Consider the following 21,912-nt stretch of genomic DNA (forward strand, 5'->3'; position numbering starts at 1 on the left):
ACGGATAGATCTCCTTAAGGGTGATGAATGATCGTTCCCACGCTCTGCGTGGGAACGATCGAACGACGACGCGGAGCGTGGGAACGATCGACAAAAAAGGGTTACTTGGCCCAGCGCCGCAGGTCCGACGGGGTGTAGTCGTCGGTCTTGGCAGCAAAGCCGACACGCATCGGCTCGGTCTCTTCGTTGGCCAGGCCACCGGCGTAATAACGTCCGGAAATCAGGTCATAGGAGGTTTCCAGCACGTTGTAGGTGAAGCCGTGGTCGTACTGCTGAATCGCATGCAGTTCACCGCTGCGCCACAGTTCGCCGCGGCTGTCGTACTGGTCTGATTGGGCGATCTGCCAACTGTCTTCGTCGACATAGAACCGGCGCTTGGCATAGATGTGTCGCGCGTCGGGCTTGAGGGTCGCTTCGACCACCCACACCCGATGCTTCTCGTAACGAGCCAGATCCTGATTGATATGGTTGGGTTGGATCACAGCGTCGTACTTGATGTCGCGGCTGCCGATCTTGTAGCTGTTGTAAGGGATGTACAGCTCTTGCTTGCCCACCAGTTTCCAGTCGAAACGATCCGGCGCACCGTTGTAGCCGTCGATGTTGTCGGCGGTGATCAGGCCGTTGCTGTAACGGGCGCTGTTGTCGTAGGCGATCATCGGTGCACGGCGCACCCGTCGCTGACCCGGCAGGTATTGCCACGCCGAACGCGGCTCGGCGACCTGATCGATCGGCTCATGCACCAGCACCGCTTCCCCGGACAAACGCGCCGGTTCCAATACGCGGCTCTTGAACATGAACAGGATGTTGGAGTTTGCCTCCAGCCCGCCCACCGTGTCGGCGAAGTTGATCAGCGACTGATTACGCACGTAACTGGTGGCGCCGTTTTCACGCACCAATGCCGCACTGCTGATGCGCTCGTAACTGCCACCGCGATAACGGGTCATGTGGTTCCACATCACCTCGAGGCCTTCGGTGGGCAGTGGAAACGGAATGCCCCGCGCATAGTCGTGCAAGCCATTGCCACCGTCGGCCATGCTGGTTTTGGCTACATTGTCACGGCTCGCCGCGAGCACGTCCTTGGGCAGGTTGGCGCTGCGGTGGCTCGGGTAGATGTTCATTTTGTAGCTGTCGGGAAAACGCTTGAACAAGGCAATTTGACCCGGGCTGAGAAACTTCTGGTGCTGGCTGACGTTCTTTGCCGTGATGGTGAACAACGGTTTCTCGGCGGCATATGGATCGCTGTAACCGCCCTTGCTATCGACGATACCGGCGTTGGCGCCAAGGCCTCCGGTCCAGGCCGGAATGCTGCCGTCGGCATTGGCCGCCATCTCCGAACCCATCGGGGTCAGAGTTTTGCCCAGAGCAGCCGAATCGGTGCCTTTGGCCTGAGCCAGGCCTACGGTGCAGGCCAGGGCCAGCACGCACAATTGCATACGCATTATGATTCTCCTTAGAAGTCTGCCTTGAAGCTGACAGAGGCGAAGTCGCGGTCGTCGAGGGTGCTGTAGTCGTTGGAACCGAAGAAGGCGTTGTAGGCCAGTTCCACGCTGTAATCGTTCATGTAGACGCCGGTCAGGCTGACGCCGAGCGCTTGCTGGCCTTCCTGGAACGGCCCTTGCGGATCGTAGGAATAACCCTCGACGTCATGTCGCCAGTTGACGGCCGGAATCAGGTTGATGCCCGGCAGCACATCGCTGTATTCCAGGCTGGCGCGCAAGCGATAACCCCACGACCAATCGGTGGCGAAACCCTTGTCGGTGCAGTACTGGTTGGTCACGCCCGACGCCGCGGTGTTGCACGGCGTACCGTTGCGCGTGGAGCTGCGGCCGAATGCCGAGTTGCGACCCAGGCGCTCGTCGCCCAGATCATCGATGTGCACCACGCCAGCCTCACCGAACAGGCTCAGGCGTGTGGCACCCAAAATGTTATCGAAGGCCTGGGTCGCCGAGGCGGTCGCCTGCCAGACGCCTTTGCGCTCCCAGCCGTCGTAACGGTCGCCACGATTGATGTTGAACCCCGTCGGCAACTGCACCCAGGAGCTGCCTGCCGCCCCGGTGATCACTGCAACGTTGATGTCCGGCGCGTTGATCGCCAGCGGCATGTTCGGCCGGTAGCTCAGCTCGCCGGCAAGGGAAATTCCGCTGTTGGGCTCGACACCGTTGAGGCTGATGCCGTACAGGCGAATATCTTCCGGAAACGCCGCGGCATAAGTCGGCGGTTGAACGCCGCCAGGGAACGTACCGCGTACGGCGGTGTTCTTCGCATTGAGGGTGAAATACGGCAGGCGTGAGTGGTAGTTGATAAAGTAAACCGCCGCTTCGGCATCGTTGAGCGCCGGGATCATCTGGCGCAAAGCGAAACCGAATTGACCGTTGTCCGACGGCGATTCATTACCCCGCGACGGCGCGTACAAACCGCTGGCCTGCATCTGCTGATCGGTCAACACCTGGCTCAGGTACAACGGCCCGCAACCTTTCTGTATCGCATCGCTGCTGGCGAAAAATGTGCCGCAACCGTCGAGAACGCTGGGGCGCCAGTTGTATTGGTAAAAACCTTCGAGGTTGGTGGTGTCCGACAGGCCAAAGCTGAAAGACACCATCTCCACCGGCAACTGGCCTTCCTTGATCTCGACGCCAGGACGGTTGAACGCCGAGACGTCCAGCGGGTTGATCACGTTGATGCCGTTCTGGATCAGCAGCGACTCGCCCCAGGACAACACCTGATTGCCGACTTTCACGTTCAGCGGATGATCGGCCAACTGGAAGTCTTTCCAGACATAGGCATCGAGCATCTCGAACCCCTTGAACTTCGACAGATCGTCCCAGCCCGAATCGTCGAAATCCTTGAACCGACCGTTGCGGGTTTCATAGGCGTGGTCGTACCAATATTTGAAGCGGATGAACGCGCCCTGCCCCTGGCCATCGAGGCTGAAATCGGTAAGGCCCTTGAAGATCTGCGAGATGGGGTCGCCCCGCTCGAAATTCAGCCGGTTGTCGTCGGCGCTCACGCTCGTGCCATTGGCCTGAACGCCTTGGGCTTGCAAGGCGTTGGCGCGGGTCATGAGGCTCTTGTCGGGATTTTGCGTCGACCAGCTACTACCCAGGCTCAGCGTGGTCTTGGTCGACAGGCTCCAGTCTTCGTTGATATCGAACGTGGTCGCACAGGCGGGTCCCGTCAGTACCGCAATGATCGCCAGCGCAAGGGGTTGCGGGCGGGTGTGGCCAGGCCGGTGCAGTCGTTGGCGGACTGTGGCGGTGGCCGAGCGTTTTTTTATCATTATTAGGCTCCGGTCAGGTTTGCTCAACCTGATCACGGTGCCTGACGCTCATCGATGACACACAAGCGGTGGCCGACAAAAAGTAATCATTGGAGGTGATTTAAGGGCGGTCATGCGACCAGTCTGGCCGCCGCGCTTACCCAAGCAACGGATATACACCCACCTTCAAGGCGCGCCGAACCTCTCCAGATACGCCAACAGATCATCAATTTTCTCTTGATCACTGATCCCCCAGAAAATCATCCGCGTCCCCGACACCACAGCCTTCGGATCTTCGATATACGCCGCCAGTTTCTCCCGGGTCCAGACGATTCCAGATGATTTCATGGCCTCGGAGTACTGATAGTCCGTGGTACTCCCGGCAACTCGCCCGATCACATTATTGAGCTGCGGCCCAAAAAACGCTCTCGCGGACTCCCCGACCTGATGGCAGCCACCGCACACTCGCTTGAACAGTTTGCCGCCCGCCTCGGCGTCCCCCGCCGCCTGCGCTTGCATGCTGAGCCATCCGAGGCTCAGGACGAGCGCCAACACCGCCGTTTTGTTCATGTACACCCCGTTCCACCGTCGCCTGCGATAAAAAATGCTCGCCATTTGAGCATGACCGGGATCGCTGGCATACCTGAGTATGAATCTTTAACACCTAGATGTTCGCCTGCCCAACCTATGCATGAGTGACGTGTTTTTTAAGCCAATTAAGATGGCTTGCTTGAATGTGAACAACCCCGTGACCCACCAGGTGAACATGATGAACACCCCCAAACTCGCGTTAGGCATTGCCCTCTTTTCGGCTCTCGGTTGCATCGCGGCGAACACTCAAGCGGCCGAAGCGGGAGCCACGACAACCGGTGCCGGCACCGCCGCCCACAACGTTGCCGAAGGCGCGCCCGACCGTATCAAGGAAAGACAACTGGCTGAAGGCGGCGCTGATCGCTTGCAGGAACGGCGACTCGCCGAGGGTGGTGCGGATCGCCTGCAAGAACGTCGACTTGCCGAGGGCGGCGCGGATCGCCTGCAAGAACGGCGGCTCGCCGAGGGTGGTGCCGACCGTCTGCAAGAACGGCGGCTCGCCGAAAATGGCGCGGATCGGCTACAGGAACGTCGACTTGCCGAAGGTGGTGCGGATCGTCTCCGAGAACGGCAACTGGCCTCGGACGGTTCCGATCGACTGAAGCAGAACAACGTCGCGGCGGGCTACAACTCGATGCGCGGCACACGTGTAGCAGAAGGCGGTTCCGACCGATTGCTGCACAACCATTACGCCGATGGCAGCAATGGTTACGATGCCAGCTCCGACGTCATGCCTTACTTCTGCATGGAATGTCGCTGAAATACATAATGTGGGAGCGAGCCTGCTCGCGATGGCGGAGGAACATTCAACATCACTGTTGACTGATCTACCGCTATCGCGAGCAGGCTCGCTCCCACAGGTTATTTGCTTCAAGCGGTTTGTAATTTGGCTTCAATCCTTGAAGTCAGTGGACAGCGCCAGGTCTTTCCACTCGGCCAGTTCCTCGGCGACAAAGCGGTTCTTCGCTTCAATCCTCGCAATGGTGTCGCTGCCCAGCGCCAGACGTTGCGGTGGCTTCGGTGCATTGACCAGGGCGAGCATGGCCTCGGCGAATTTCACCGGATCACCCGGCTGCGCATGGTTGGCCGCCTCGGCATGCTTGCGCATCGCACCGACGGTTGCATCGTAGTCCGGCAGTTCCAGCGCGGTCTTTACCAGCGATTGTTCGTCGAGGAAATCCGTGCGGAAGAAGCCCGGTTCGACCACCGTGGCATGAATGCCCAGCGGCGCCAGTTCCTGATGCAGCGCTTCGGTAATGCCCTCCACCGCAAACTTGGTGGAACCATAGACCCCCCAACCCATGTAGGCCTGGTAGCCGCCAATCGAAGAGATGTTGATCACATGCCCGGCACGCTGGCGGCGCATGTGCGGCAGTACTGCACGCGTCACGTTGAGCACGCCGAACACGTTGGTGGCGAACAGTCGCTCGGTCTCGCTGGCGCTGGTTTCTTCGACTGCCCCCAACACGCCGAAACCGGCATTGTTGATCAGCACGTCGATGCGGCCAAAACGCTTGATGCCCTCGGCGACTGCCTGATGCGCTTCTTCTTCGCGAGTCACGTCCAGGCGCACAGCCAGCAGGTTTGGATGATCGCCCAGCCGGGCGATGATTTCTTCGGGTTTACGGGCGGTGGCAATCACCGCGTCGCCGGCACGCAGAGCCTGTTCTGCGATGAGGGTACCAAAACCACGGGAAGCTCCAGTAATCAACCAAGTACGCATTTCAACGCCTCCTGACAACGACCCGAGCGTGATTGCCGGGCCTTCTTGATGAGTTGACGCCACTGTAAAACTCGATTACTGATGTGATAATCCCAGCAATTTTGCATGGCTTTGTGAAAGGCACTCACAAATGAAAGTTCCTTCTGCGGCCGACCTTACGACCTTCCTCAGCGTGGCCACTCACCTGAACTTCAGCCGGGCGGCGGTGGAGCTGGGGTTGACGCCTTCCGCGCTGAGCCATTCGGTACGGACCCTGGAAAACCGGCTCGGTGTGCGGTTGTTCAATCGCACCACCCGCAGCGTCGGCCTGACCGAGGCGGGTGAACGTCTGTTCGCGCGATTGAAGCCTGCGTTTCGCGACATCGACGACGCCCTCGAAGACCTCAACAACTTTCGCGACAAACCCTCCGGCAACCTGCGAATCACCGCCGGCCGCCAGGCCGCGGAGTTGGTGCTGCTGCCCCTGGCCGCGAAATTTCTGCAAGCCTATCCGGACGTGAAGCTGGAGATCGTCGCCGATGACGGTCTGGTCGACGTGGTGTCGGAGGGGTTTCACGCCGGGGTGCGGTTCGGTGCGCGTCTTGAAGCTGATATGGTATCGCTGCCCATCGGTACCTACATGCGTTCGGTGGTGGTGGCCTCGCCCGAATTCTTCAAGCAACATGCCATTCCGCAAAAACCCGAGGACTTGCATGGCCTGCCATGCATCCGCCATCGCTTCCCCAGTGGTTCGCTGTATCGCTGGGAGTTCGAACGGGGCGGCATCGCCCAGGAAATCGAAATCGACGGGCCGCTGACCTTAGGCGACGTCAGCCTGATGGTCGGCCCGGCGCTGCAGGGCGTCGGTTTGGCTTACGTTTTCGAAGAGATGGTCAAGGTGCCTGTCGCCGACGGCCGGCTGATCCAGGTGCTGGGCGATTGGTGCCCCTACTACCCGGGCCTGCACCTGTACTACCCGAGCCGACGGCATGTGCCGGCGACGCTCAAAGCCTTCATCGAATTTGCTCGCGCCGCCCGGGAGCAGCATCCGGGCTGACGCAGCCGACAGAAAAAAATCATTAACCCCGACTGAGAGAAAAACCGATGGTCACCTGCTACCTCAAATATGTGCTGGACCCGTACAAGCTCGAAGCGTTCGAGCACTACGGGAAATTGTGGATACCGCTGGTGGAGAAATTCGGCGGCCAGCATCACGGCTACTTCTTGCCGTCCGAAGGTGCCAACAACATCGCCATGGCCCTGTTCACTTTCCCGAGCCTGGCGGCTTACGAAAGCTATCGGCAACAGTCCATGAGCGATCCGGAGTGCATCGCCGCGTTCAAATACGCCGAAGAGACCCGCTGCATCCTCAGCTATGAGCGCAGCTTCTTGCGCCCGGTGTTCGGCACCCCGGTGTAAATAACCGGCAGACGATTGTCGGCGTCACCATCCCTTGGAGGGCGTCGACAGCCCTGGGCTCAACCTTGGTGCAGATCGAGGCAGTAGGTGTAGTAACCGCCATCGCGTACATAACCCAAAGACTCATACAAACGCTGGGCGCTGAAGTTATCGGTAGCGGTTTCCAAGGTCATGCCCTTGGCACCGCTCAACCGGGCAAAGTCGCGGGCGGTGTTCAGCAGCAGCGTACCGACGCCTTTGCCCCGAGCGTCCGGTGTGGTGAACAGGTCGCCAAGCAACCAGGTGCGGTGCGCGTCGATTGAGGAAAATGTCGGGAACATTTGCACGAAACCCAATGCTGCTCCGTCGCTGTCTACGGCAATGAAGATCACCGATTCGTCCCGGGCAATACGCTCGGCGATGAAGTCACGGGACTGAGGCAGGTTTGTTGGCTGACGGTAAAAAACCCGGTAGGCGTCGAACAATGGGGCAATGATATCGATGTGGGATGCGTCGGCGCGCAGGGCCTGGATAGCCATGAGGATGCTCCATTGCGGTCTCGAGGATTAACAGCCTAGCAGCCCCTGACCACCTGCAGGAGCAAAGCTTGCTCGCGATGACGGCGCCACACTCAGCACAGATGTTGACTGCAAGACTGCTATCGCGAGCAAGCTTTGCTCCTACCGGTTGCGTGACCTGTGGAGGTGAAGTGCGATTCAAGCCATTATGAAGTGATGGGTCATCAAGGAGCCGTTGCCGATGTCGCGTTTTCCCGGTCTGTGGATGCTATGCCTGAGCCTTGCGCTGCCGTGCATGGCTGACGAGTCGAAACCTGAACACATGGTGTATCTGCGCAACGTCGATCCCGGCATTGAGCAGGACATCCGGTATGCCGGCGCCCATAACTTCACCGGTCATGCGCTGGATGGCTATCAGGCAGCCGAGTGCCTGTTGGCGGCGGATGCAGCCAAAGCGCTGTCACGGGTGCAATCGGCGCTCAAGGCCGAGGGCTACGGCCTGAAAGTCTTCGACTGCTACCGCCCCCGTCGTGCAGTGGCCGACATGGGACGTTTCGCCAACGAACCGGGCGACCCGCGCAAGGCCGAATTCTACCCGCGGGTAGACAAGCAGGACTTCTGGCGCCTGGGTTACGTGGCGCGGGTCTCCAACCACTCACGGGGCGGCACCGTCGACCTGACCATGACCGGTCCCGGCGTGCTGCCCGCAGACAACTGGACACCTGCCGCCACACCGGTCGATTGCACCGCCGACGTTGGCCAGCGCTGGCACGACGGCGCCGTCGACATGGGCACCGGGTTCGATTGTTTTGATGAACGTGCCCATACTGACTCTCCATTGATCAGCGCGGCGGCCAGGGACAATCGCCAGCGACTCAGCCGTGCCATGGAAAAGGAAGGGTTTACCGGCTACGCCAACGAGTGGTGGCACTTCACGTATACCCGGGACCCGTCATTGAAGACTGTCATGGACTTCCCCATTACCCCGCTTGCACCATGAACAATCTGATCAAGGCCTGGTCGTTTCTGGTGCTGTTGCTGCCCGCTGCAGTCGTGGCCCAGGTACTCGACGACAGCGATCAGCTGATTGTGGTCACCAGCAAAAACTGGGATGCCATCCAGGGCATCGCGCAACGCTATGAACGGCACGGCGACAGCTTTGAAAAATTCGAAGCGGCGTTTCCCGTGGTGCTCGGAAAACACGGCATGGGCTGGGGCAAAGGCATGATTGTCGTGAAGGACCCCTCGGGACCGGTAAAACAGGAAGGCGATGGCAAGGCCCCGGCCGGTGTGTTCAAACTGGGAACCGCGTTCGGCTATGACACCTCTGCCGCCACCCGCCTGCCGTATCTCGCACTGACGCAAACCCTCGAATGCGTGGATGACAGCCAGTCGTCGCGCTACAACCAACTGGTCGACAACGGGACACTCGCCGGGGACTGGACCAGCGCCGAACGCATGCGCCGCAAAGACGATTTGTATCGCCAGGGCATTTTCATCGAACACAACACACCGGCCATCCCCGGCGCAGGCTCGTGCATCTTCCTGCACATCTGGCGCGGCCAGACGACACCGACCCGAGGCTGCACGGCAATGGCCGCGGAAGACATCGCGCGGTTGTTCAACTGGCTCGACCCGCGCCGTTCCCCACTGCTGGTGCAATTGCCCGAGGCACAGTACGAGCAGTGGCGTGAACACTGGAAGCTTCCGCCTCGCTGACCAAAGGACTGCACTTTGCCTGGCGCAGCTTTGCTGCAGTTTCCACGAACGGCATGACGATCAGGCTGTAGAGGGTCAGGTAACGCTCGTCCGCTTCACCGGTGCCAAACCGGATGGATTCGGGTTTTGACTGCGTGACGTAGAGCGTGCCGAACATCCAGTCCCAGAGCGACAAGTTGACCCCGTAGTTTTTGTTGAAGTGTCGAGGCGCATCGCTGTGATGAATCTGGTGTTGCGCCGGGCTGTTCAGCACATGCTCGACTACCGGTCCGAACGAAAGCCAGACATGGCTGTGACGCAGGTTTGCCGCCAGCGCATTGAGGATGAACACCATGTAGGTCACACCAAACAGTGTGTAGCGGCTGATCTCCCCGCCACAGGCATACCAGAAGACGCCGGCGAAGGCGCTGATGAAAACGATTTCAATCAACCGCCCGACTATTATCTCGCTGAAATGCACGCGACTGGCCGTCACCGGAACCAGCACCGACGCCGAATGATGAACCTTGTGAAACGCCCACAGATAACGGGAATGAAAGGCACGATGTACCCAGTAATGAATGCAGTCCTGTAGCAAAAAAACGCCCAGCCCGTAGAGCAAGGACAGCGCCAGATGTTCCTCCACCTGCACCCGTGCGCCCCACAGGTGCGTGAAAAAACGGATGTAATCGCCGGAACGCAGAACATACGGATCAACCAGCCCGACCACGGGCACGACCAGCATGACCTTGAGGATCGCCCGCACAAAGTAATAGCGGTAATCGAGCAATGCCGAAGGATGAAAATGCACACGGTTACCGCCGATGAATTGCCAGAACGTGCGTGCATTGGTCAGGCCCCGGGGCTTCCTGAAACGGAACAACCCATAGGCAACGACATAAGAGATGAAAAGGAATGCCACACAGAGGCGGCCATTGAGGTCGAACAGACCGAGGAACCGCTCGCTGACAGGCGCGATCACCCAGCGAAACAGGTATTGGTAGAACGGTGCGAGAACATCCATGAACGGCTGCCCCCTTTCGAAGCAAGTACGTTGTTGGCCAGATTGGAAATGGGTGAAACCCTGTGAGTGACAAGTCCATTTCCGACCAACATCCGTTCATCACATCCAGGCGCACGAGCCCGATGACCTGTGCCTTCCCGGTTTGCACCGTACCATCGAGTGCAGACGCTATTGCGGATGTATCTTATTCAGGCTTTTGTGTTTCGGCAACAGGCGTGCCTGCCTGTTTTGCGATAGTCGCGTCTCCCAGCAACGCACTGCTCATGGATATCTTCGGTTCGCCCTGAGTTGTGCGACCTGATGCGTCAATCAAGACCGGGGACCTGTAGGAGCGAGCCTGCTCGCGATGAGGGGGGCACATTCACCGTCTGCAGCGACTGACACACCACCATCGCGAGCCTGCTAGCGCCTTCAGGGAAATTCGGTTTTTTCAGAAGTGAATTTCGGCAGCCGGGATCACATCGATCCGCGCTACCGAGCCGGTCAAGTGCGCCAGATCCTTGTTGTGCTCGGCAATGATGTCTTCGGCGGTGAGGTTACCGTTGTCGACGGTGGAGTGTGCATCCGCCGCCAGTACCACGTCGTAACCCAGTTTCAATGCCTGGCGCACGGTGGCGTTGACGCAGTAATCGGTTTGCAGCCCGCAGATGACCAAGCGATCGAAATCCTGCACCGGCAGCAGTTTTTGCAGGTTGGTCTGATAGAACGCATCACCGGTGGTCTTGCGTACGCGCCAATCCGTGGCCGCAGTCGCCAAGCCTTCAGCCAGTTGCCAGCCAGCGGTGTCATGAGCAAAAGGACTGCCCTCTTCTTCTTCGTGCTGGATAATCACCACCGGAGCTCCGGCATTGCGCGCACGCGCAGAAAGCTCGTTGATGGTATCGATGACACGCCCGATCTCGAAGCACTCGTATTCGCCTGAACACAGAGCCTGCTGGACGTCGATGATTAACAATGCGGTGGTCATGATTCCTTCCTTGAACATTCAGAGTGGCAGGGGACGAACATAAGTCCGTCCCCCCTCGAACACAACCCTCAGTAACCCAGCGACAAGCCGGTGTTACGCCGTGGATCGTTGGCCCCGTAGAAACGGTTCTTGCCCACCGGTTTGCCATCCAGTGACGGCGCGCCAACCAGGATCGCCGCCAGGTGGTTGGCATCCTGCGGGCCGGCAAACTTGTGGCCCCAGCTTTCGAGGATCTTCACCGTATCCGGGCTGGTGGTGAACGTTTCCAGGTTGGTTTCCTCCGGAAGCCACTGCTGGTGGAATCGCGGTGCATCGACCGCTTCCTGGATGTTCATGCCGTAGTCGATGACGTTGAGCATGGTCAGCAGAGTGGCCGTGATGATCCGGCTGCCACCCGGCGTACCCACCACCATCACCACTTTGCCGTCCTTGGTGACGATGGTCGGGCTCATGGACGACAACGGCGCCTTGCCCGGCGCGATGGCATTGGCCTCGCCCTGCACCAGACCGTACATGTTGGGCACGCCGATCTTCGAGGTGAAGTCGTCCATCTCATCGTTGAGGATGACCCCGGTCTTGCTGGCCATGACCCCGGCACCGAACCAGTCGTTGAGGGTGTAGGTCACCGACACCGCGTTGCCCCATTTGTCGACGATCGAGTAATGGGTGGTGTTGCTGCCTTCGTGGGGCGCTACGCCAGGCTTGAGGTCCTTCGACACCCCGGCCTTCTGCGGGCTGATCGCTTCGCGCAGCTTGGTCGCGTAGTTTTTGTCGAGCAGATGGGCGATCGGGTTTTTTACGAAATCCGGATCCCCCAGGTAGCTGTTGCGGTCGACGTAAGCGTGGCGCATCGCTTCGATCTGGTAGTGCATGCCCTGGGCCGAGTGATAGCCCAGGTCCTTCATCGGATAGCCTTCGAGGATGTTCATGATCTGGCAGATCACTACGCCGCCAGAACTCGGTGGCGGTGCCGAAACCACGTGGTAACCGCGGTAGTCGCATTCGATCGGCGCCAGTTCGCGGGTCTTGTATTTGTCGAGGTCAGCCTGGGTGATGATGCCTTTGTTGGCCTGGCTGGACGTGACGATGGCGTCGGCCACCCAGCCTTTGTAGAAGCCGTCGGCGCCCTTCTCGGAAATTTCCCGCAGGGTTTTGCCGAGGTCCTTTTGCACCAGCTTTTGTCCGACCTGCATCGGCTCGCCGTTGCTGAGGAAAATCGCGCCGGAATCCTTGATATCCTTCTTGAACACGTCGGTGGCGTACTCCAGCAACTCGACATCGCCCTGCTCCAGTACAAACCCGTCTTCCGCGAGTTTGATCGCCGGGGCAATGACTTCCTTGCGTGGCTTGGTGCCGTATTTGCTCAAAGCCAGTTCCATGCCGGAAACAGTGCCCGGCACGCCGACAGCCAGGTGACCACGGGTGCTCAGGTCCGGCACGACGTTGCCGTCCTTGTCGAGGTACATGTCGGCAGTGGCAGCCAAGGGGGCTTTTTCGCGGAAGTCGAGGAAGGTCTTGCGCCCGTCGGCCAGTTGAATGGTCATGAAACCACCACCGCCCAGGTTACCCGCCGCCGGATACACCACGGCAAGTGCGTAACCCACCGCGACAGCGGCGTCGACCGCGTTGCCGCCATTTTTCAGAACATCAACGCCCACGTGGCTGGCCAGGTGCTGAGCGGTGACCACCATGCCGTTTTCAGCGGCGACCGGGGCCACAGAGGCCGCGTTGGCCGTCAGACAGCTGAGAGCCAATGAGGTCGCTATCAGCGTTTTGGCAAAAGGTTCGTACTTCATGAGTCGGTCTCTTCTTGTTTTAAAGTCGGAAAATTCGTCAAAAGCAGTAGCCAAGTATGGTCGGGATTGCGCATTGCGCCTCCCCGGGGAAGCAGTATCCTTAACGCCTGTTCAACAATCAGACGGGGCTAGCGCCATGACTTTCACCTGCACCACTCTGGCTTCCCCGGTTGGCGAATTGAAGCTGGTGGCGAACGGTTCGAGACTGGTGGCCATCCTCTGGGAAAACGACAGACCGGGCCGAGTGCGCCTGGGACCGATGAGCGAAGCGCCGGACTCTCCGATCCTGATACGTGCCGCCGCGCAACTGCGCGAGTATTTCGCCGGCACACGCCGAAGCTTCGATCTGGAGCTGGATTTTTCCGGAACGGAATTTCAAAAGCAGGTTTGGGCAGCGCTACTGACCATCCCGTTTGGCGAGACTCGCAGCTACAGCCAGATTGCCGAACAGATCGGCAACCCGACCGCGGTAAGGGCGGTTGGAGCGGCGAATGGCAAGAACCCGCTATCGATCATTGCACCGTGCCATCGGGTAATCGGTGCGTCGGGAAAATTGACCGGTTTTGCCGGGGGGCTGGAAGCGAAAGAACTGCTATTGACGCTGGAGGGCGGACATTGGCCCGCCACAGCGCGCCTGCCTGGCTTCTAATCCTGTAGCAGCGAGCCTGCTCGCGATGGTCTTCAACGATAACGCGGGAAATCTGAATCCCCGCGGTGTTTGCGAATCCATCGCGAGCAGGCTCGCTCCTACAGGGGGGAGCAATACCTCAGGAGAGCTGCGCCTGGTATTCCTTCTCGTATTGTCCTGCCAGCGCTTCTTTCTGCTTGTCGTCGAGCAACTTACCAGCCATCTGGAAGAACTTCTGCTCTTCCTCCTTGAGATGGTGATGAACCTTTTCCGACAGCTTCTTGGCGGTCGCGAGCCAGGCCGGGCTGGACATCTCGGTTTCGTCCAGTTCCTCCATCATTTCGTCCATTTCGTGATGTTCGGCAATCGCATGGCGGCTGAGGTCGACGCCGTTATCGAACTCCATCAGCGGGATGTAGAAATGCCGCTCTTCAGCGGTTTCATGGGCCTGGAGTTCAGCCTTGAGCTGTTTGTACGCCTCGACCCGCTCGGGGGTGTCGCCACTGGTCTGGATCAGCGCCTTGGCATAGGTACGCTGGCGTTCATGGCTTTCGCGCAAGGCTTCGAAAATATTCACGGATTGTCCTCATCGGTCGCGTTCGGGAAGACGCGTCTTAATCAGTGACATCCGCGCGCGGGCGACGGTTCCACCCGCGTTGCGCTGATGGAACATTGCCGTCGAGCACGATAGGCTGAGTGTTCACAGCCATAAGGATATAGCCATGACCCTGCGTATCGAACGCAAGACCAACCCCAGCAACGAAGAGCGCGAGGCGATCCTCGTTCCGCTGCGCGCCTACAATGCTTCGAAATCAGCCAGCCCGCCGCCGGAACACATCGCGTTGCTGGTACGCGATGACAACGATCAGATTGTTGGCGGTGTTTACGCCCGGTTGTTTTATCAATGGTTGTTCATCGACCTGCTGGCGGTGCCGGAACAGGCCCGTGGCCAGGGCATGGGCACGAAGCTGATGGAGATGGCCGAAGACCTGGCCCGGGAAAAGGAATGCGTCGGCCTGTGGCTGGAAACCTTTGAATTCCAGGCACTGGAGTTCTACAGGAAATGCGGCTACAGCGAAGTCGGACACATCGCCGACTACCCGCCGGGACACAAGCACTTTTTCTTCCAGAAGCGCTTGAGCTACTGACCAACACAACGCCCGTAGGAGCAAAGCTTGCTCGCGATGGTCATGACGCGTTTTCTCAGGAACACCGCGTTATCGTTCATCGCGAGCAAGCTTTGCTCCTACGGTTGGATTGCATCAACTCACAGACAAGTGGCCAATGCCGCCAACCGGCGTTTGGCGACGAAGTCATCCTGTTGCGCGTAGTAGCTCAACACAGTGCCCGAGGCATCGGTGGTCACGTCCACAAAAGACTCCGCGGAACGGGTGTAGACCGTAGTGCCGCCCTTCTCGGCCGGTTCCAGGTACGCAGCAGCGTCAACACCGAATACCGTTTCGTCCTGCCACGAAAACTGCACACACTGGGCGACGTCTTTCGCCGGTTTGTCCGAGTTCAGGGTTTTGTACGGGGCTTTGGTGCGCGCATCGTTCATTGCCGAGCCCGCGCATCCCGCCAGCAAGGTAGCGGCCAGCGCCACCATCAGAATTCGCATTGCATTCACTCATCAGGAAAAAGCGGACTGTATCACCGTGGCACAGGGTATCGTTCTGCTTTACTGCATTTATAACGCGACACCACGCGACGATTCGCGCACCCTGTCGCGCCATGACGCTGCATCGCACCTTGACTGGAAGCCCCATGATCCCCAACGCCGAGTTTTACAAACCGACCACTGAATACGCTGACAAACTGATCAGCCAGATAGGCCAGACGCCCTCCTGGATCGCCAAGCGGATCGGCGTCACCGACAAGCGGATTCGCTACATCCTCGACGGTGAGAGGACCGTCAAAGGCGAAACCACGCCGATCCAGATGACCTACACCGAGCAGTTTGCCCTCGAATGTCTGGCGGCAGCGGCCAAGGCCAGCAAGAAACAGTCTTCGTAATCCGTTCCCGAGGAGTGACCATGGCGGCATCCGAGCTGCAACATGAACAGGCATTGAACAAGTTTCTCGATGACCGCCCCGAACTGCGCATCGAACTGGACCACCTCAACCCGTTGCTGGCCCAAGCCAAAGGCGAGACCCTCGCGCAGTTTCGCGAGGAGCGTTTGCATGAAGCCTTCGAAGCCGAAGCCGAGCGCCTTGGTTTGTTTGCCTGGGAACTGACCCTGCAATTGACCTCTGCCACACCGCAGGAATACGAGGCCCAGCGCCTTGAGGTGCACCGGGAGGTCGCGGAAATGGCCGGCATGGACTGGCTGGAGTATTGCGACTTGTACGGGATAAAATCCTGACCACCGCTCAAGGACGCCATCGCCCATGCTGCCTTCCGCCTCCAGAACTCACGCCAGCCCCGGCCACCTGCACACACAGAAATGGCGCGGGCGCATCGGCCTGAGCCTGGTGGCCATGCTTTCGGTATTGGCCGGCATGACCGACGCTATCGGTTTCATGGCCAGCGGCGATTTTGTTTCGTTCATGAGTGGCAACACCACACGCATGGCCGTCGCGATCAGCGCCGGTGACCTGGGTTTGACCTTGCGTCTGGTGATCCTCGTCGCCACGTTCATCCTCGGTAACGCGCTGGGGATTATCGTCAGTCGCTGGGGTGGTCGCCGGGCGCTGCCTCTGATGTTGTGCATTGCCGCCCTGCTCTGCGCTGCAGCGGCATGGCCATACAACACGCAAATGCCGGCCTTGCTGGCGGCGATCATCGCGATGGGCATGCTCAACGCCGCGGTGGAACAGGTCAATGGTTTGCCGGTCGGCCTGACCTACGTCACCGGTGCCCTGTCGCGTTTCGGGCGTGGGTTGGGACGCTGGCTGCTTGGCGAACGACGCAACGGCTGGCGGGTGCAGTTGATCCCCTGGACCGGCATGTTTGCCGGCGCAATACTCGGTGCGGTGCTGGAACACCACTTTGGGCTCAAGGCACTGTTTGCCAGTGGTTTGCTGGCGGCGGCGCTGGGGGTGTTGTCGCTGAGGATTCCGCGGCGTTGGCAGTTGGGCTACATGCCACGCTGAATTTTGTATCGCCCGCTCTGGTCTCATCGCTGGCAAGCCAGCTCCCACAGGGATTTGTGAAATGATTGAGATTGTAGTGTCACTACATAACCTGTGGGAGCTGGCTTGCCAGCGATAAGGTCCGCACAGGCGACATCGACTTAGCCCCTGCGCCGATAAAGCTTTATCATGGCCGCAGTTTCGCTGATCGAGTCCGTCATGAAGTTCGCCATCGCCGTGTTTTCCGCCGCCCATGCGCCCTCCTCGCGCCGCGCCTTGCTGTTCGCCCAAGCGGCGCTGGCCGGTGGGCACGAGATTGTCCGGCTGTTTTTCTACCAGGATGGCGTCCACAACGCGTCCGGCAGCGTAGTGACGCCGCAGGATGAGCAGGACTTGCCAAAGCAATGGCGTGCTTTTGTCAGCGAGCAAAAACTCGATGGCGTGGTGTGCATCGCCGCCGCCCTGCGCCGGGGTGTGTTGAACGAGGAAGAAGCCAAACGCTATCAACGCGAAGCTGTCGCCGTCGGCGCACCGTGGGAATTGTCCGGCCTCGGCCAATTGCATGATGCGGTGCAAGACGCCGACCGCCTGATCTGTTTCGGAGGCGCCTGACATGGCCAAATCCTTGTTGATCATCAGCCGTCAGGCACCGTGGTCCGGCCCCGGTGCCCGGGAAGCGCTGGACATCGTGCTGGCCGGCGGCGCTTTCGATCTGCCGATCGGCTTGCTGTTTCTCGATGACGGCGTGTTCCAGCTCGCGACCAGACAGGATGCCAAGGCTTTGCAACAGAAAGACTTGAGCGCCAACCTGCAGGCCTTGCCGATGTTCGGCGTTGAAGAACTGTTTGTCTGCGCCGACAGCACGGCGCAGCGCGGGCTGGACCCGAGCGCTCTATCGCTGAAAGAAGCCCGGGTGCTGGCTGCCAACGAAATCACCGCCCTTATTGACCGATACGACCAGGTGATCACTCTCTGATGTCGACTTTGCATGTGTTGTCTCATTCCCCTTTCGGCGACGAACGCCTGAACAGTTGCCTGCGGTTGATCGGCAGCAATGACGCACTGCTGCTGTCCGGCGACGCGGCCTATGCCTTGCAGCCGGGCACCGCGCCGTTCACCACGCTGCATGCCCGCGGCCTGCAACTGTATGTCCTGGCCGAAGATGCCCAGGCCCGCGCCATCGACGTTCCTGACTGGGCCAATGCCATCGATTACCCGGCCTTCGTCGAACTGTCGCTGCGCCACGACAAGGTCAACAGTTGGCTATGAATGCACTGACGGTCGGCGCACGCGCCATCGAATTGGACAAAGACGGTTTTCTGCTCGAACTGAGCGACTGGTCGGCTGAAGTCGCCTGTGCCCTGGCGGCTGCGGAAGACATCGAGCTGAGCGCCGAACACTGGGAAATCCTCGAACTGCTGCGCAGTTTCTACGCCGAATTCCAGCTGTCGCCCGCCACCCGCCCACTGATCAAATACACCGCATTGAAGCTCGGTCCGGAAAAAGGCAACAGCCTGCACCTGAACCGATTGTTCAAAGGCACCCCCGCCAAACTCGCCGCGAAACTGGCGGGCCTGCCCAAACCGACGAATTGCTTATGACCGACTATCCAGCGCTGACCCTTGAAACACCTGCCGAGCACCCATTCGCCCAGTTCGTGCGGATTCTCGGCAAAGGCAAACGCGGCGCCCGCGACCTGACGCGCTCGGAAGCCCGCGAAGCCATGGGCATGGTGCTTGATGAGAAGGTCGAGGAAACCCAACTCGGCGCGTTCCTGATGCTGTTGCGGCATAAAGAAGAAAGCGCCGAGGAAATGGCCGGGTTCACCGAGGCTTTGCGCGAGCGCCTGCAAGCGCCGGCATTGGCGGTGGATCTGGACTGGCCGACCTACGCCGGCAAAAAGCGCCATTTGCCATGGTATCTGTTGGCCGCCAAATGCCTTTCGCAGAACGGCGTGCGGATTTTCATGCACGGTGGCGGCGCGCACACCGCGGGCCGGCTGTACAGCGAGCAATTGCTGGATGAGCTGCAGATTCCGTTGTGCCGCAACTGGCAGCAGGTCGGCACGGCTCTGGACAACGGTGGCCTGGCGTTCATGCCGCTGGTGGACTGGGCACCGCAACTGCAACGGATGATCGACCTGCGCAACACCCTCGGGCTGCGTTCGCCGATCCATTCGCTGGCGCGGATTCTCAATCCGCTGGGGGCCCGCTGCGGCTTGCAAAGTATCTTCCACCCCGGTTATCAAGCCGTGCATCGTGATGCCAGCGGTCTGCTCGGCGACACCGCCATCGTGGTCAAGGGAGACGGCGGCGAGATCGAGATCAACCCGGACGCCGACAGCCACTTGTACGGCACCACCGGCGGCGCAAGCTGGGATGAGGAATGGCCGCAGCTGTCGAGCCAGCGTCACGTCAAACCTTCCAGTCTCGACCCTGCACACCTCAAGGCCGTATGGCGCGGCGATGTGGTCGACAGCTACCCGCAAATGGCCCTGATCGCGACCATGGCTTTGGCCTTGCGCGGCCTCGGCCAGAGTCGTGAACAAGCATTCGAAACGGCTGAGAAATACTGGAACGCCCGGGATAAATCGATTTAATCGATCATTGACGCCCGAACTTTGCGCTTTTTGTTCGAACTCATCGGCATAGACTCCTCTCCAACGCTTATCGGTTGAGGAGTCCTGGACATGGGTTTGTTAGTTGAAGGTCGCTGGCAAGACAAGTGGTATGAAAGCAGCAAGGACGGCGCGTTCCAACGTGAGCAGGCGCAACGTCGCAACTGGGTGACTGCCGACGGCCAGCCCGGCCCGAGCGGCGTCGGTGGCTTTGCCGCCGAGCCAGGGCGCTATCACCTGTACGTTTCCCTCGCCTGTCCGTGGGCTCATCGCACGTTGATCCTGCGCAAACTCAAAGGCCTCGAAAACCTGATCGATGTGTCGGTGGTCAGTTGGCTGATGCTGGAAAACGGCTGGACGTTCGACAAGGCTCTGGGTTCGACCGGTGACAAGCTCGACGGCCTGACCTTCCTGCACCAGCGCTACACCGCCGATGCCGTCGATTACAGCGGTCGCGTCACCGTGCCGGTGCTCTGGGACAAACAGCGTCAGCACATCGTCAACAATGAATCATCGGAAATCATCCGCATGTTCAATGGCGCCTTCGACGAGCTGACCGGCAATGACCTGGATTTTTACCCGGCACCGTTGCGCAGTGAGATCGACGCGCTTAACGAACGGATTTATCCGGCGGTGAACAACGGCGTGTACCGTGCAGGGTTCGCCACTTCTCAGCAGGCCTATGAACAGGCGTTCGACGAGTTGTTTGCCGAACTGGACCGACTGGAACAGTTGCTGGGCGCCAACCGCTATCTGGCCGGTGAGTACCTGACCGAGGCTGATATCCGCCTGTTCACCACGCTGATTCGTTTTGATGCGGTGTATTACGGCCACTTCAAGTGCAACCTGCAGCGCATTGCCGATTATCCGAACCTGTCGAACTGGTTGCGGGAGATTTATCAGTGGCCAGGAATCGCCGAGACGGTGGATTTCACCCACATCAAGAACCACTACTACGGCAGCCACAAGACCATCAATCCGACCGGGATCGTGCCCAAAGGCCCGGCGCAGGATTTCACAGCACCGCATGATCGCGAGCGGTTGAGTGGCAAAGGGGTTTGGCGCAGGGCCTGAGATTCAGATCGTTCCCACGCTCCGCGTGGGAACGCCGCCGGGGACGCTCCGCGTTCCGCTTCTGGAGGTGACGCAGAGCGTCACTGGATGCATTCCCACGCAGAGCGTGGGAACGATCCAAGGCCCCATCGCTGGCAAGCCAGCTCCCACAGTGATCTATGTGATGTTGAAGCTTGTCGTTTCAACACAAAACCTGTGGGAGCTGGCTTGCCAGCGATCGGGACACCCGGGTCTCAGAGTTGCCCCTGAGCCCCTTCGAACCACGCCAGTTTCTCCCGAAGTTGCACCACTTCACCAACGATCACCAAGGTCGGTGCATGGACTTCATGCTCCGCCACCAACCGTGGCAAGTCGGCCAGTGTGCCGGTAAACACCCGCTGATTGACCGTGGTGCCCTGTTGAATCAGCGCTGCCGGGGTATCTTTGCTGCGACCATGCTTGATCAACTCTTCGCAAATGATCGGCAAGCCCACCAGGCCCATGTAGAACACCAGGGTTTGCGCGGGCGCGACGAGGTCGGCCCACGGCAAATCGGTAGAGCCGTCCTTCAAGTGACCGGTAACAAACCGTACCGATTGCGCATAATCGCGGTGGGTCAGCGGGATCCCGGCATAAGCTGCGCAACCACTGGCCGCCGTGATTCCCGGCACGACCTGGAACGGGATGCCTTGGGCGGCCAGCTCTTCGATCTCTTCACCGCCACGACCGAAGATGAACGGATCACCGCCCTTCAGTCGCACCACGCGCTTGCCCTGCTTTGCCAAATCCACCAATTGCTGGTTGATCTGGTCCTGCGGTACGGCGTGATCGGCGCGACGCTTGCCGACGTACACCCGCTCGGCATCGCGACGGCACAGTTCGAGAATCGCCGGCGCCACCAGGCGGTCGTATAGCACTACATCGGCTTGCTGCATCAAGCGCAAGGCGCGGAACGTCAGGAGGTCTGGATCACCCGGCCCCGCACCCACCAGATACACCTCACCGGTGGCCACTGGCGCTTCACCATTGATCTTGGCTTGCAGCAGGCGCTCGGCCTCACCGCCCTGCCCGGCCAGTTGACGATCGGCAATCGGTCCCTGGAAAACCTCCTCCCAGAACGCGCGACGCTGCTGCACATCCGGAAACAGCTTTTTAACCTGATGGCGAAAACGCGCCGCGAGCCCCGCGAGCTGACCGTAGGTGGAAGGAATCCAGGTTTCGATCTTCGCCCGGATCAACCGCGCCAGCACCGGCGCATCGCCGCCGCTGGACACGGCGATGATCAATGGCGAACGATCGACAATCGCCGGGAAGATCACGCTGCACAGCGCTGGCGCATCCACCACGTTGACCGGCACGCAACGCCGATGCGCATCGGCGGAGACCTGTGCGTTCAGCGCTTGGTCGTCAGTGGCGGCAATGATCAGCCCGCAACCGTCCAGATCCGCTTCGACATAGCCACGCACCAGGCACTCGCCGCCACTGGCGGCAACCAGTTCGCGCAATTGCTGTTCGATTTCAGGTGCAACCACCCGCAGCAGCGCACCGGCATCGGCCAGCAGGCGGGATTTGCGCAAGGCAATTTCCCCCCC

General features: G+C 59.8%; 27 protein-coding genes. 16 read left to right on the forward strand and 11 right to left on the reverse strand.

Annotation, left to right across the window (positions count from 1 at the left end):
- Positions 1 to 101 precede the first annotated feature (101 nt).
- From D8U69_RS20760 to D8U69_RS20770, 3 genes are all read right to left on the reverse strand, one after another.
- Complete coding sequence (locus tag D8U69_RS20760) at positions 102 to 1,439, reverse strand: DUF1329 domain-containing protein (protein WP_130908032.1); 1,338 nt, start codon at positions 1,437 to 1,439, stop codon at positions 102 to 104.
- An 11-nt stretch (positions 1,440 to 1,450) separates the two neighbouring features.
- Entirely contained in the window at positions 1,451 to 3,277 is a 1,827-nt protein-coding gene (locus D8U69_RS20765) for a DUF1302 domain-containing protein (RefSeq protein ID WP_130908033.1), read from the reverse strand.
- Between the two features lie 165 nt (positions 3,278 to 3,442).
- Positions 3,443 to 3,826 (reverse strand): cytochrome c family protein, encoded by a 384-nt coding sequence (locus D8U69_RS20770; RefSeq protein ID WP_056854886.1) that lies wholly within the window; start codon positions 3,824 to 3,826, stop codon positions 3,443 to 3,445.
- 199 nt (positions 3,827 to 4,025) lie between these two features.
- On the opposite strand from D8U69_RS20770, the gene D8U69_RS29840 reads away from it, so the two are divergent.
- Positions 4,026 to 4,607 carry a phage infection protein gene (locus D8U69_RS29840; protein ID WP_241668679.1) on the forward strand — a complete coding sequence of 194 codons (582 nt, stop codon included), beginning with the start codon at positions 4,026 to 4,028 and terminating at the stop codon, positions 4,605 to 4,607.
- Between the two features lie 132 nt (positions 4,608 to 4,739).
- Here D8U69_RS29840 and D8U69_RS20780 read toward each other — a convergent pair whose 3' ends face one another.
- Complete coding sequence (locus tag D8U69_RS20780) at positions 4,740 to 5,570, reverse strand: oxidoreductase (RefSeq protein WP_056854578.1); 831 nt, start codon at positions 5,568 to 5,570, stop codon at positions 4,740 to 4,742.
- A gap of 130 nt (positions 5,571 to 5,700) precedes the next feature.
- On the opposite strand from D8U69_RS20780, the gene D8U69_RS20785 reads away from it, so the two are divergent.
- Positions 5,701 to 6,606, forward strand: a complete 906-nt coding sequence (locus D8U69_RS20785) for a LysR family transcriptional regulator (protein WP_130906303.1) — start codon at positions 5,701 to 5,703, stop codon at positions 6,604 to 6,606.
- A 47-nt stretch (positions 6,607 to 6,653) separates the two neighbouring features.
- Positions 6,654 to 6,968: an NIPSNAP family protein gene (locus D8U69_RS20790; RefSeq protein WP_056854580.1), complete on the forward strand. Its 315-nt coding sequence runs from the start codon at positions 6,654 to 6,656 to the stop codon at positions 6,966 to 6,968.
- Positions 6,969 to 7,027: 59 nt separating this feature from the next.
- Here D8U69_RS20790 and D8U69_RS20795 read toward each other — a convergent pair whose 3' ends face one another.
- Positions 7,028 to 7,486, reverse strand: coding sequence for a GNAT family N-acetyltransferase (locus tag D8U69_RS20795; protein WP_130906302.1), 459 nt, complete (start codon positions 7,484 to 7,486; stop codon positions 7,028 to 7,030).
- 220 nt (positions 7,487 to 7,706) lie between these two features.
- Here D8U69_RS20795 and D8U69_RS20800 point away from each other — a divergent pair, with 220 nt between their 5' ends.
- Both D8U69_RS20800 and D8U69_RS20805 read left to right on the forward strand, forming a co-directional pair.
- Positions 7,707 to 8,465 carry a M15 family metallopeptidase gene (locus D8U69_RS20800; protein WP_130908034.1) on the forward strand — a complete coding sequence of 253 codons (759 nt, stop codon included), beginning with the start codon at positions 7,707 to 7,709 and terminating at the stop codon, positions 8,463 to 8,465.
- Positions 8,462 to 9,184 (forward strand): L,D-transpeptidase family protein, encoded by a 723-nt coding sequence (locus tag D8U69_RS20805; protein ID WP_130908035.1) that lies wholly within the window; start codon positions 8,462 to 8,464, stop codon positions 9,182 to 9,184. The genes D8U69_RS20800 and D8U69_RS20805 overlap by 4 nt, the downstream gene beginning before the upstream one ends.
- On the opposite strand, the gene D8U69_RS20810 is transcribed toward D8U69_RS20805, so the two are convergent.
- From D8U69_RS20810 to ggt, 3 genes are all read right to left on the reverse strand, one after another.
- A complete protein-coding gene (locus D8U69_RS20810; protein ID WP_130908036.1) occupies positions 9,087 to 10,187 on the reverse strand; it encodes a sterol desaturase family protein in 1,101 nt (366 codons plus the stop codon). The two genes, D8U69_RS20805 and D8U69_RS20810, sit on opposite strands and share 98 nt — an antisense overlap.
- Positions 10,188 to 10,617: 430 nt before the next feature.
- Positions 10,618 to 11,154: a cysteine hydrolase family protein gene (locus D8U69_RS20815; protein WP_130908037.1), complete on the reverse strand. Its 537-nt coding sequence runs from the start codon at positions 11,152 to 11,154 to the stop codon at positions 10,618 to 10,620.
- A gap of 68 nt (positions 11,155 to 11,222) precedes the next feature.
- Positions 11,223 to 12,950 carry a gamma-glutamyltransferase gene (gene ggt, locus D8U69_RS20820; protein WP_056854586.1) on the reverse strand — a complete coding sequence of 576 codons (1,728 nt, stop codon included), beginning with the start codon at positions 12,948 to 12,950 and terminating at the stop codon, positions 11,223 to 11,225.
- A gap of 136 nt (positions 12,951 to 13,086) precedes the next feature.
- On the opposite strand from ggt, the gene D8U69_RS20825 reads away from it, so the two are divergent.
- A complete protein-coding gene (locus D8U69_RS20825; protein WP_130908038.1) occupies positions 13,087 to 13,599 on the forward strand; it encodes a methylated-DNA--[protein]-cysteine S-methyltransferase in 513 nt (170 codons plus the stop codon).
- Positions 13,600 to 13,717: 118 nt separating this feature from the next.
- Here D8U69_RS20825 and D8U69_RS20830 read toward each other — a convergent pair whose 3' ends face one another.
- Positions 13,718 to 14,155 carry a hemerythrin domain-containing protein gene (locus D8U69_RS20830; RefSeq protein ID WP_056854588.1) on the reverse strand — a complete coding sequence of 146 codons (438 nt, stop codon included), beginning with the start codon at positions 14,153 to 14,155 and terminating at the stop codon, positions 13,718 to 13,720.
- A gap of 145 nt (positions 14,156 to 14,300) precedes the next feature.
- Between D8U69_RS20830 and D8U69_RS20835 the strand changes: the two genes are divergently transcribed.
- On the forward strand, positions 14,301 to 14,726 hold the full coding sequence (locus D8U69_RS20835) for a GNAT family N-acetyltransferase (protein ID WP_130908039.1): 426 nt from the start codon (positions 14,301 to 14,303) through the stop codon (positions 14,724 to 14,726).
- A gap of 119 nt (positions 14,727 to 14,845) precedes the next feature.
- Here the strand turns inward: D8U69_RS20835 and D8U69_RS20840 are convergent, their stop codons facing one another.
- Complete coding sequence (locus tag D8U69_RS20840) at positions 14,846 to 15,196, reverse strand: hypothetical protein (protein ID WP_056854590.1); 351 nt, start codon at positions 15,194 to 15,196, stop codon at positions 14,846 to 14,848.
- 146 nt (positions 15,197 to 15,342) lie between these two features.
- On the opposite strand from D8U69_RS20840, the gene D8U69_RS20850 reads away from it, so the two are divergent.
- The 9 genes from D8U69_RS20850 to D8U69_RS20890 all read left to right on the forward strand — a co-directional run bounded on the left by D8U69_RS20850 (position 15,343) and on the right by D8U69_RS20890 (position 20,341).
- Positions 15,343 to 15,591, forward strand: a complete 249-nt coding sequence (locus tag D8U69_RS20850; protein ID WP_056854591.1) for a hypothetical protein — start codon at positions 15,343 to 15,345, stop codon at positions 15,589 to 15,591.
- 20 nt (positions 15,592 to 15,611) lie between these two features.
- Positions 15,612 to 15,941, forward strand: a complete 330-nt coding sequence (locus D8U69_RS20855; protein WP_130908040.1) for a DUF6388 family protein — start codon at positions 15,612 to 15,614, stop codon at positions 15,939 to 15,941.
- Positions 15,942 to 15,966: 25 nt separating this feature from the next.
- On the forward strand, positions 15,967 to 16,671 hold the full coding sequence (locus tag D8U69_RS20860) for a YoaK family protein (protein ID WP_130908041.1): 705 nt from the start codon (positions 15,967 to 15,969) through the stop codon (positions 16,669 to 16,671).
- Positions 16,672 to 16,869: 198 nt separating this feature from the next.
- Positions 16,870 to 17,262, forward strand: a complete 393-nt coding sequence (tusD, locus tag D8U69_RS20865) for a sulfurtransferase complex subunit TusD (RefSeq protein ID WP_056854888.1) — start codon at positions 16,870 to 16,872, stop codon at positions 17,260 to 17,262.
- Position 17,263: 1 nt separating this feature from the next.
- Positions 17,264 to 17,626, forward strand: coding sequence for a sulfurtransferase complex subunit TusC (gene tusC, locus D8U69_RS20870; protein WP_130906296.1), 363 nt, complete (start codon positions 17,264 to 17,266; stop codon positions 17,624 to 17,626).
- On the forward strand, positions 17,626 to 17,919 hold the full coding sequence (gene tusB, locus D8U69_RS20875) for a sulfurtransferase complex subunit TusB (protein WP_056854595.1): 294 nt from the start codon (positions 17,626 to 17,628) through the stop codon (positions 17,917 to 17,919). The genes tusC and tusB overlap by 1 nt, the downstream gene beginning before the upstream one ends.
- A complete protein-coding gene (locus tag D8U69_RS20880) occupies positions 17,916 to 18,251 on the forward strand; it encodes a TusE/DsrC/DsvC family sulfur relay protein (protein ID WP_056854596.1) in 336 nt (111 codons plus the stop codon). The genes tusB and D8U69_RS20880 overlap by 4 nt, the downstream gene beginning before the upstream one ends.
- Positions 18,248 to 19,249, forward strand: a complete 1,002-nt coding sequence (locus D8U69_RS20885; protein WP_056854597.1) for a glycosyl transferase family protein — start codon at positions 18,248 to 18,250, stop codon at positions 19,247 to 19,249. Before D8U69_RS20880 ends, D8U69_RS20885 begins: the two co-directional genes overlap by 4 nt.
- A 90-nt stretch (positions 19,250 to 19,339) precedes the next feature.
- Positions 19,340 to 20,341 (forward strand): glutathione S-transferase family protein, encoded by a 1,002-nt coding sequence (locus D8U69_RS20890; RefSeq protein WP_130908042.1) that lies wholly within the window; start codon positions 19,340 to 19,342, stop codon positions 20,339 to 20,341.
- Positions 20,342 to 20,574: 233 nt separating this feature from the next.
- Here the strand turns inward: D8U69_RS20890 and cysG are convergent.
- A partial coding sequence (gene cysG / locus D8U69_RS20895) for a siroheme synthase CysG (RefSeq protein ID WP_130908043.1) occupies positions 20,575 to 21,912 on the reverse strand: 1,338 nt, incomplete at its 5' end.

Source organism: Pseudomonas sp. Sample_16 (genome assembly GCF_004307665.1).
Lineage (GTDB): Bacteria > Pseudomonadota > Gammaproteobacteria > Pseudomonadales > Pseudomonadaceae > Aquipseudomonas.

Bases quoted from the DNA above. Each gene is read 5' to 3' on its own strand.
- D8U69_RS20760 (WP_130908032.1), bottom strand. From the start codon at position 1,439: ATGCGTATGCAATTGTGCGTGCTGGCCCTGGCCTGCACCGTAGGCCTG.
- D8U69_RS20765 (WP_130908033.1), bottom strand. From the start codon at position 3,277: ATGATAAAAAAACGCTCGGCCACCGCCACAGTCCGCCAACGACTGCAC.
- D8U69_RS20770 (WP_056854886.1), bottom strand. From the start codon at position 3,826: ATGAACAAAACGGCGGTGTTGGCGCTCGTCCTGAGCCTCGGATGGCTC.
- D8U69_RS29840 (WP_241668679.1), top strand. From the start codon at position 4,026: ATGAACACCCCCAAACTCGCGTTAGGCATTGCCCTCTTTTCGGCTCTC.
- D8U69_RS20780 (WP_056854578.1), bottom strand. From the start codon at position 5,570: ATGCGTACTTGGTTGATTACTGGAGCTTCCCGTGGTTTTGGTACCCTC.
- D8U69_RS20785 (WP_130906303.1), top strand. From the start codon at position 5,701: ATGAAAGTTCCTTCTGCGGCCGACCTTACGACCTTCCTCAGCGTGGCC.
- D8U69_RS20790 (WP_056854580.1), top strand. From the start codon at position 6,654: ATGGTCACCTGCTACCTCAAATATGTGCTGGACCCGTACAAGCTCGAA.
- D8U69_RS20795 (WP_130906302.1), bottom strand. From the start codon at position 7,486: ATGGCTATCCAGGCCCTGCGCGCCGACGCATCCCACATCGATATCATT.
- D8U69_RS20800 (WP_130908034.1), top strand. From the start codon at position 7,707: ATGTCGCGTTTTCCCGGTCTGTGGATGCTATGCCTGAGCCTTGCGCTG.
- D8U69_RS20805 (WP_130908035.1), top strand. From the start codon at position 8,462: ATGAACAATCTGATCAAGGCCTGGTCGTTTCTGGTGCTGTTGCTGCCC.
- D8U69_RS20810 (WP_130908036.1), bottom strand. From the start codon at position 10,187: ATGGATGTTCTCGCACCGTTCTACCAATACCTGTTTCGCTGGGTGATC.
- D8U69_RS20815 (WP_130908037.1), bottom strand. From the start codon at position 11,154: ATGACCACCGCATTGTTAATCATCGACGTCCAGCAGGCTCTGTGTTCA.
- ggt (WP_056854586.1), bottom strand. From the start codon at position 12,950: ATGAAGTACGAACCTTTTGCCAAAACGCTGATAGCGACCTCATTGGCT.
- D8U69_RS20825 (WP_130908038.1), top strand. From the start codon at position 13,087: ATGACTTTCACCTGCACCACTCTGGCTTCCCCGGTTGGCGAATTGAAG.
- D8U69_RS20835 (WP_130908039.1), top strand. From the start codon at position 14,301: ATGACCCTGCGTATCGAACGCAAGACCAACCCCAGCAACGAAGAGCGC.
- D8U69_RS20840 (WP_056854590.1), bottom strand. From the start codon at position 15,196: ATGCGAATTCTGATGGTGGCGCTGGCCGCTACCTTGCTGGCGGGATGC.
- D8U69_RS20850 (WP_056854591.1), top strand. From the start codon at position 15,343: ATGATCCCCAACGCCGAGTTTTACAAACCGACCACTGAATACGCTGAC.
- D8U69_RS20855 (WP_130908040.1), top strand. From the start codon at position 15,612: ATGGCGGCATCCGAGCTGCAACATGAACAGGCATTGAACAAGTTTCTC.
- D8U69_RS20860 (WP_130908041.1), top strand. From the start codon at position 15,967: ATGCTGCCTTCCGCCTCCAGAACTCACGCCAGCCCCGGCCACCTGCAC.
- tusD (WP_056854888.1), top strand. From the start codon at position 16,870: ATGAAGTTCGCCATCGCCGTGTTTTCCGCCGCCCATGCGCCCTCCTCG.
- tusC (WP_130906296.1), top strand. From the start codon at position 17,264: ATGGCCAAATCCTTGTTGATCATCAGCCGTCAGGCACCGTGGTCCGGC.
- tusB (WP_056854595.1), top strand. From the start codon at position 17,626: ATGTCGACTTTGCATGTGTTGTCTCATTCCCCTTTCGGCGACGAACGC.
- D8U69_RS20880 (WP_056854596.1), top strand. From the start codon at position 17,916: ATGAATGCACTGACGGTCGGCGCACGCGCCATCGAATTGGACAAAGAC.
- D8U69_RS20885 (WP_056854597.1), top strand. From the start codon at position 18,248: ATGACCGACTATCCAGCGCTGACCCTTGAAACACCTGCCGAGCACCCA.
- D8U69_RS20890 (WP_130908042.1), top strand. From the start codon at position 19,340: ATGGGTTTGTTAGTTGAAGGTCGCTGGCAAGACAAGTGGTATGAAAGC.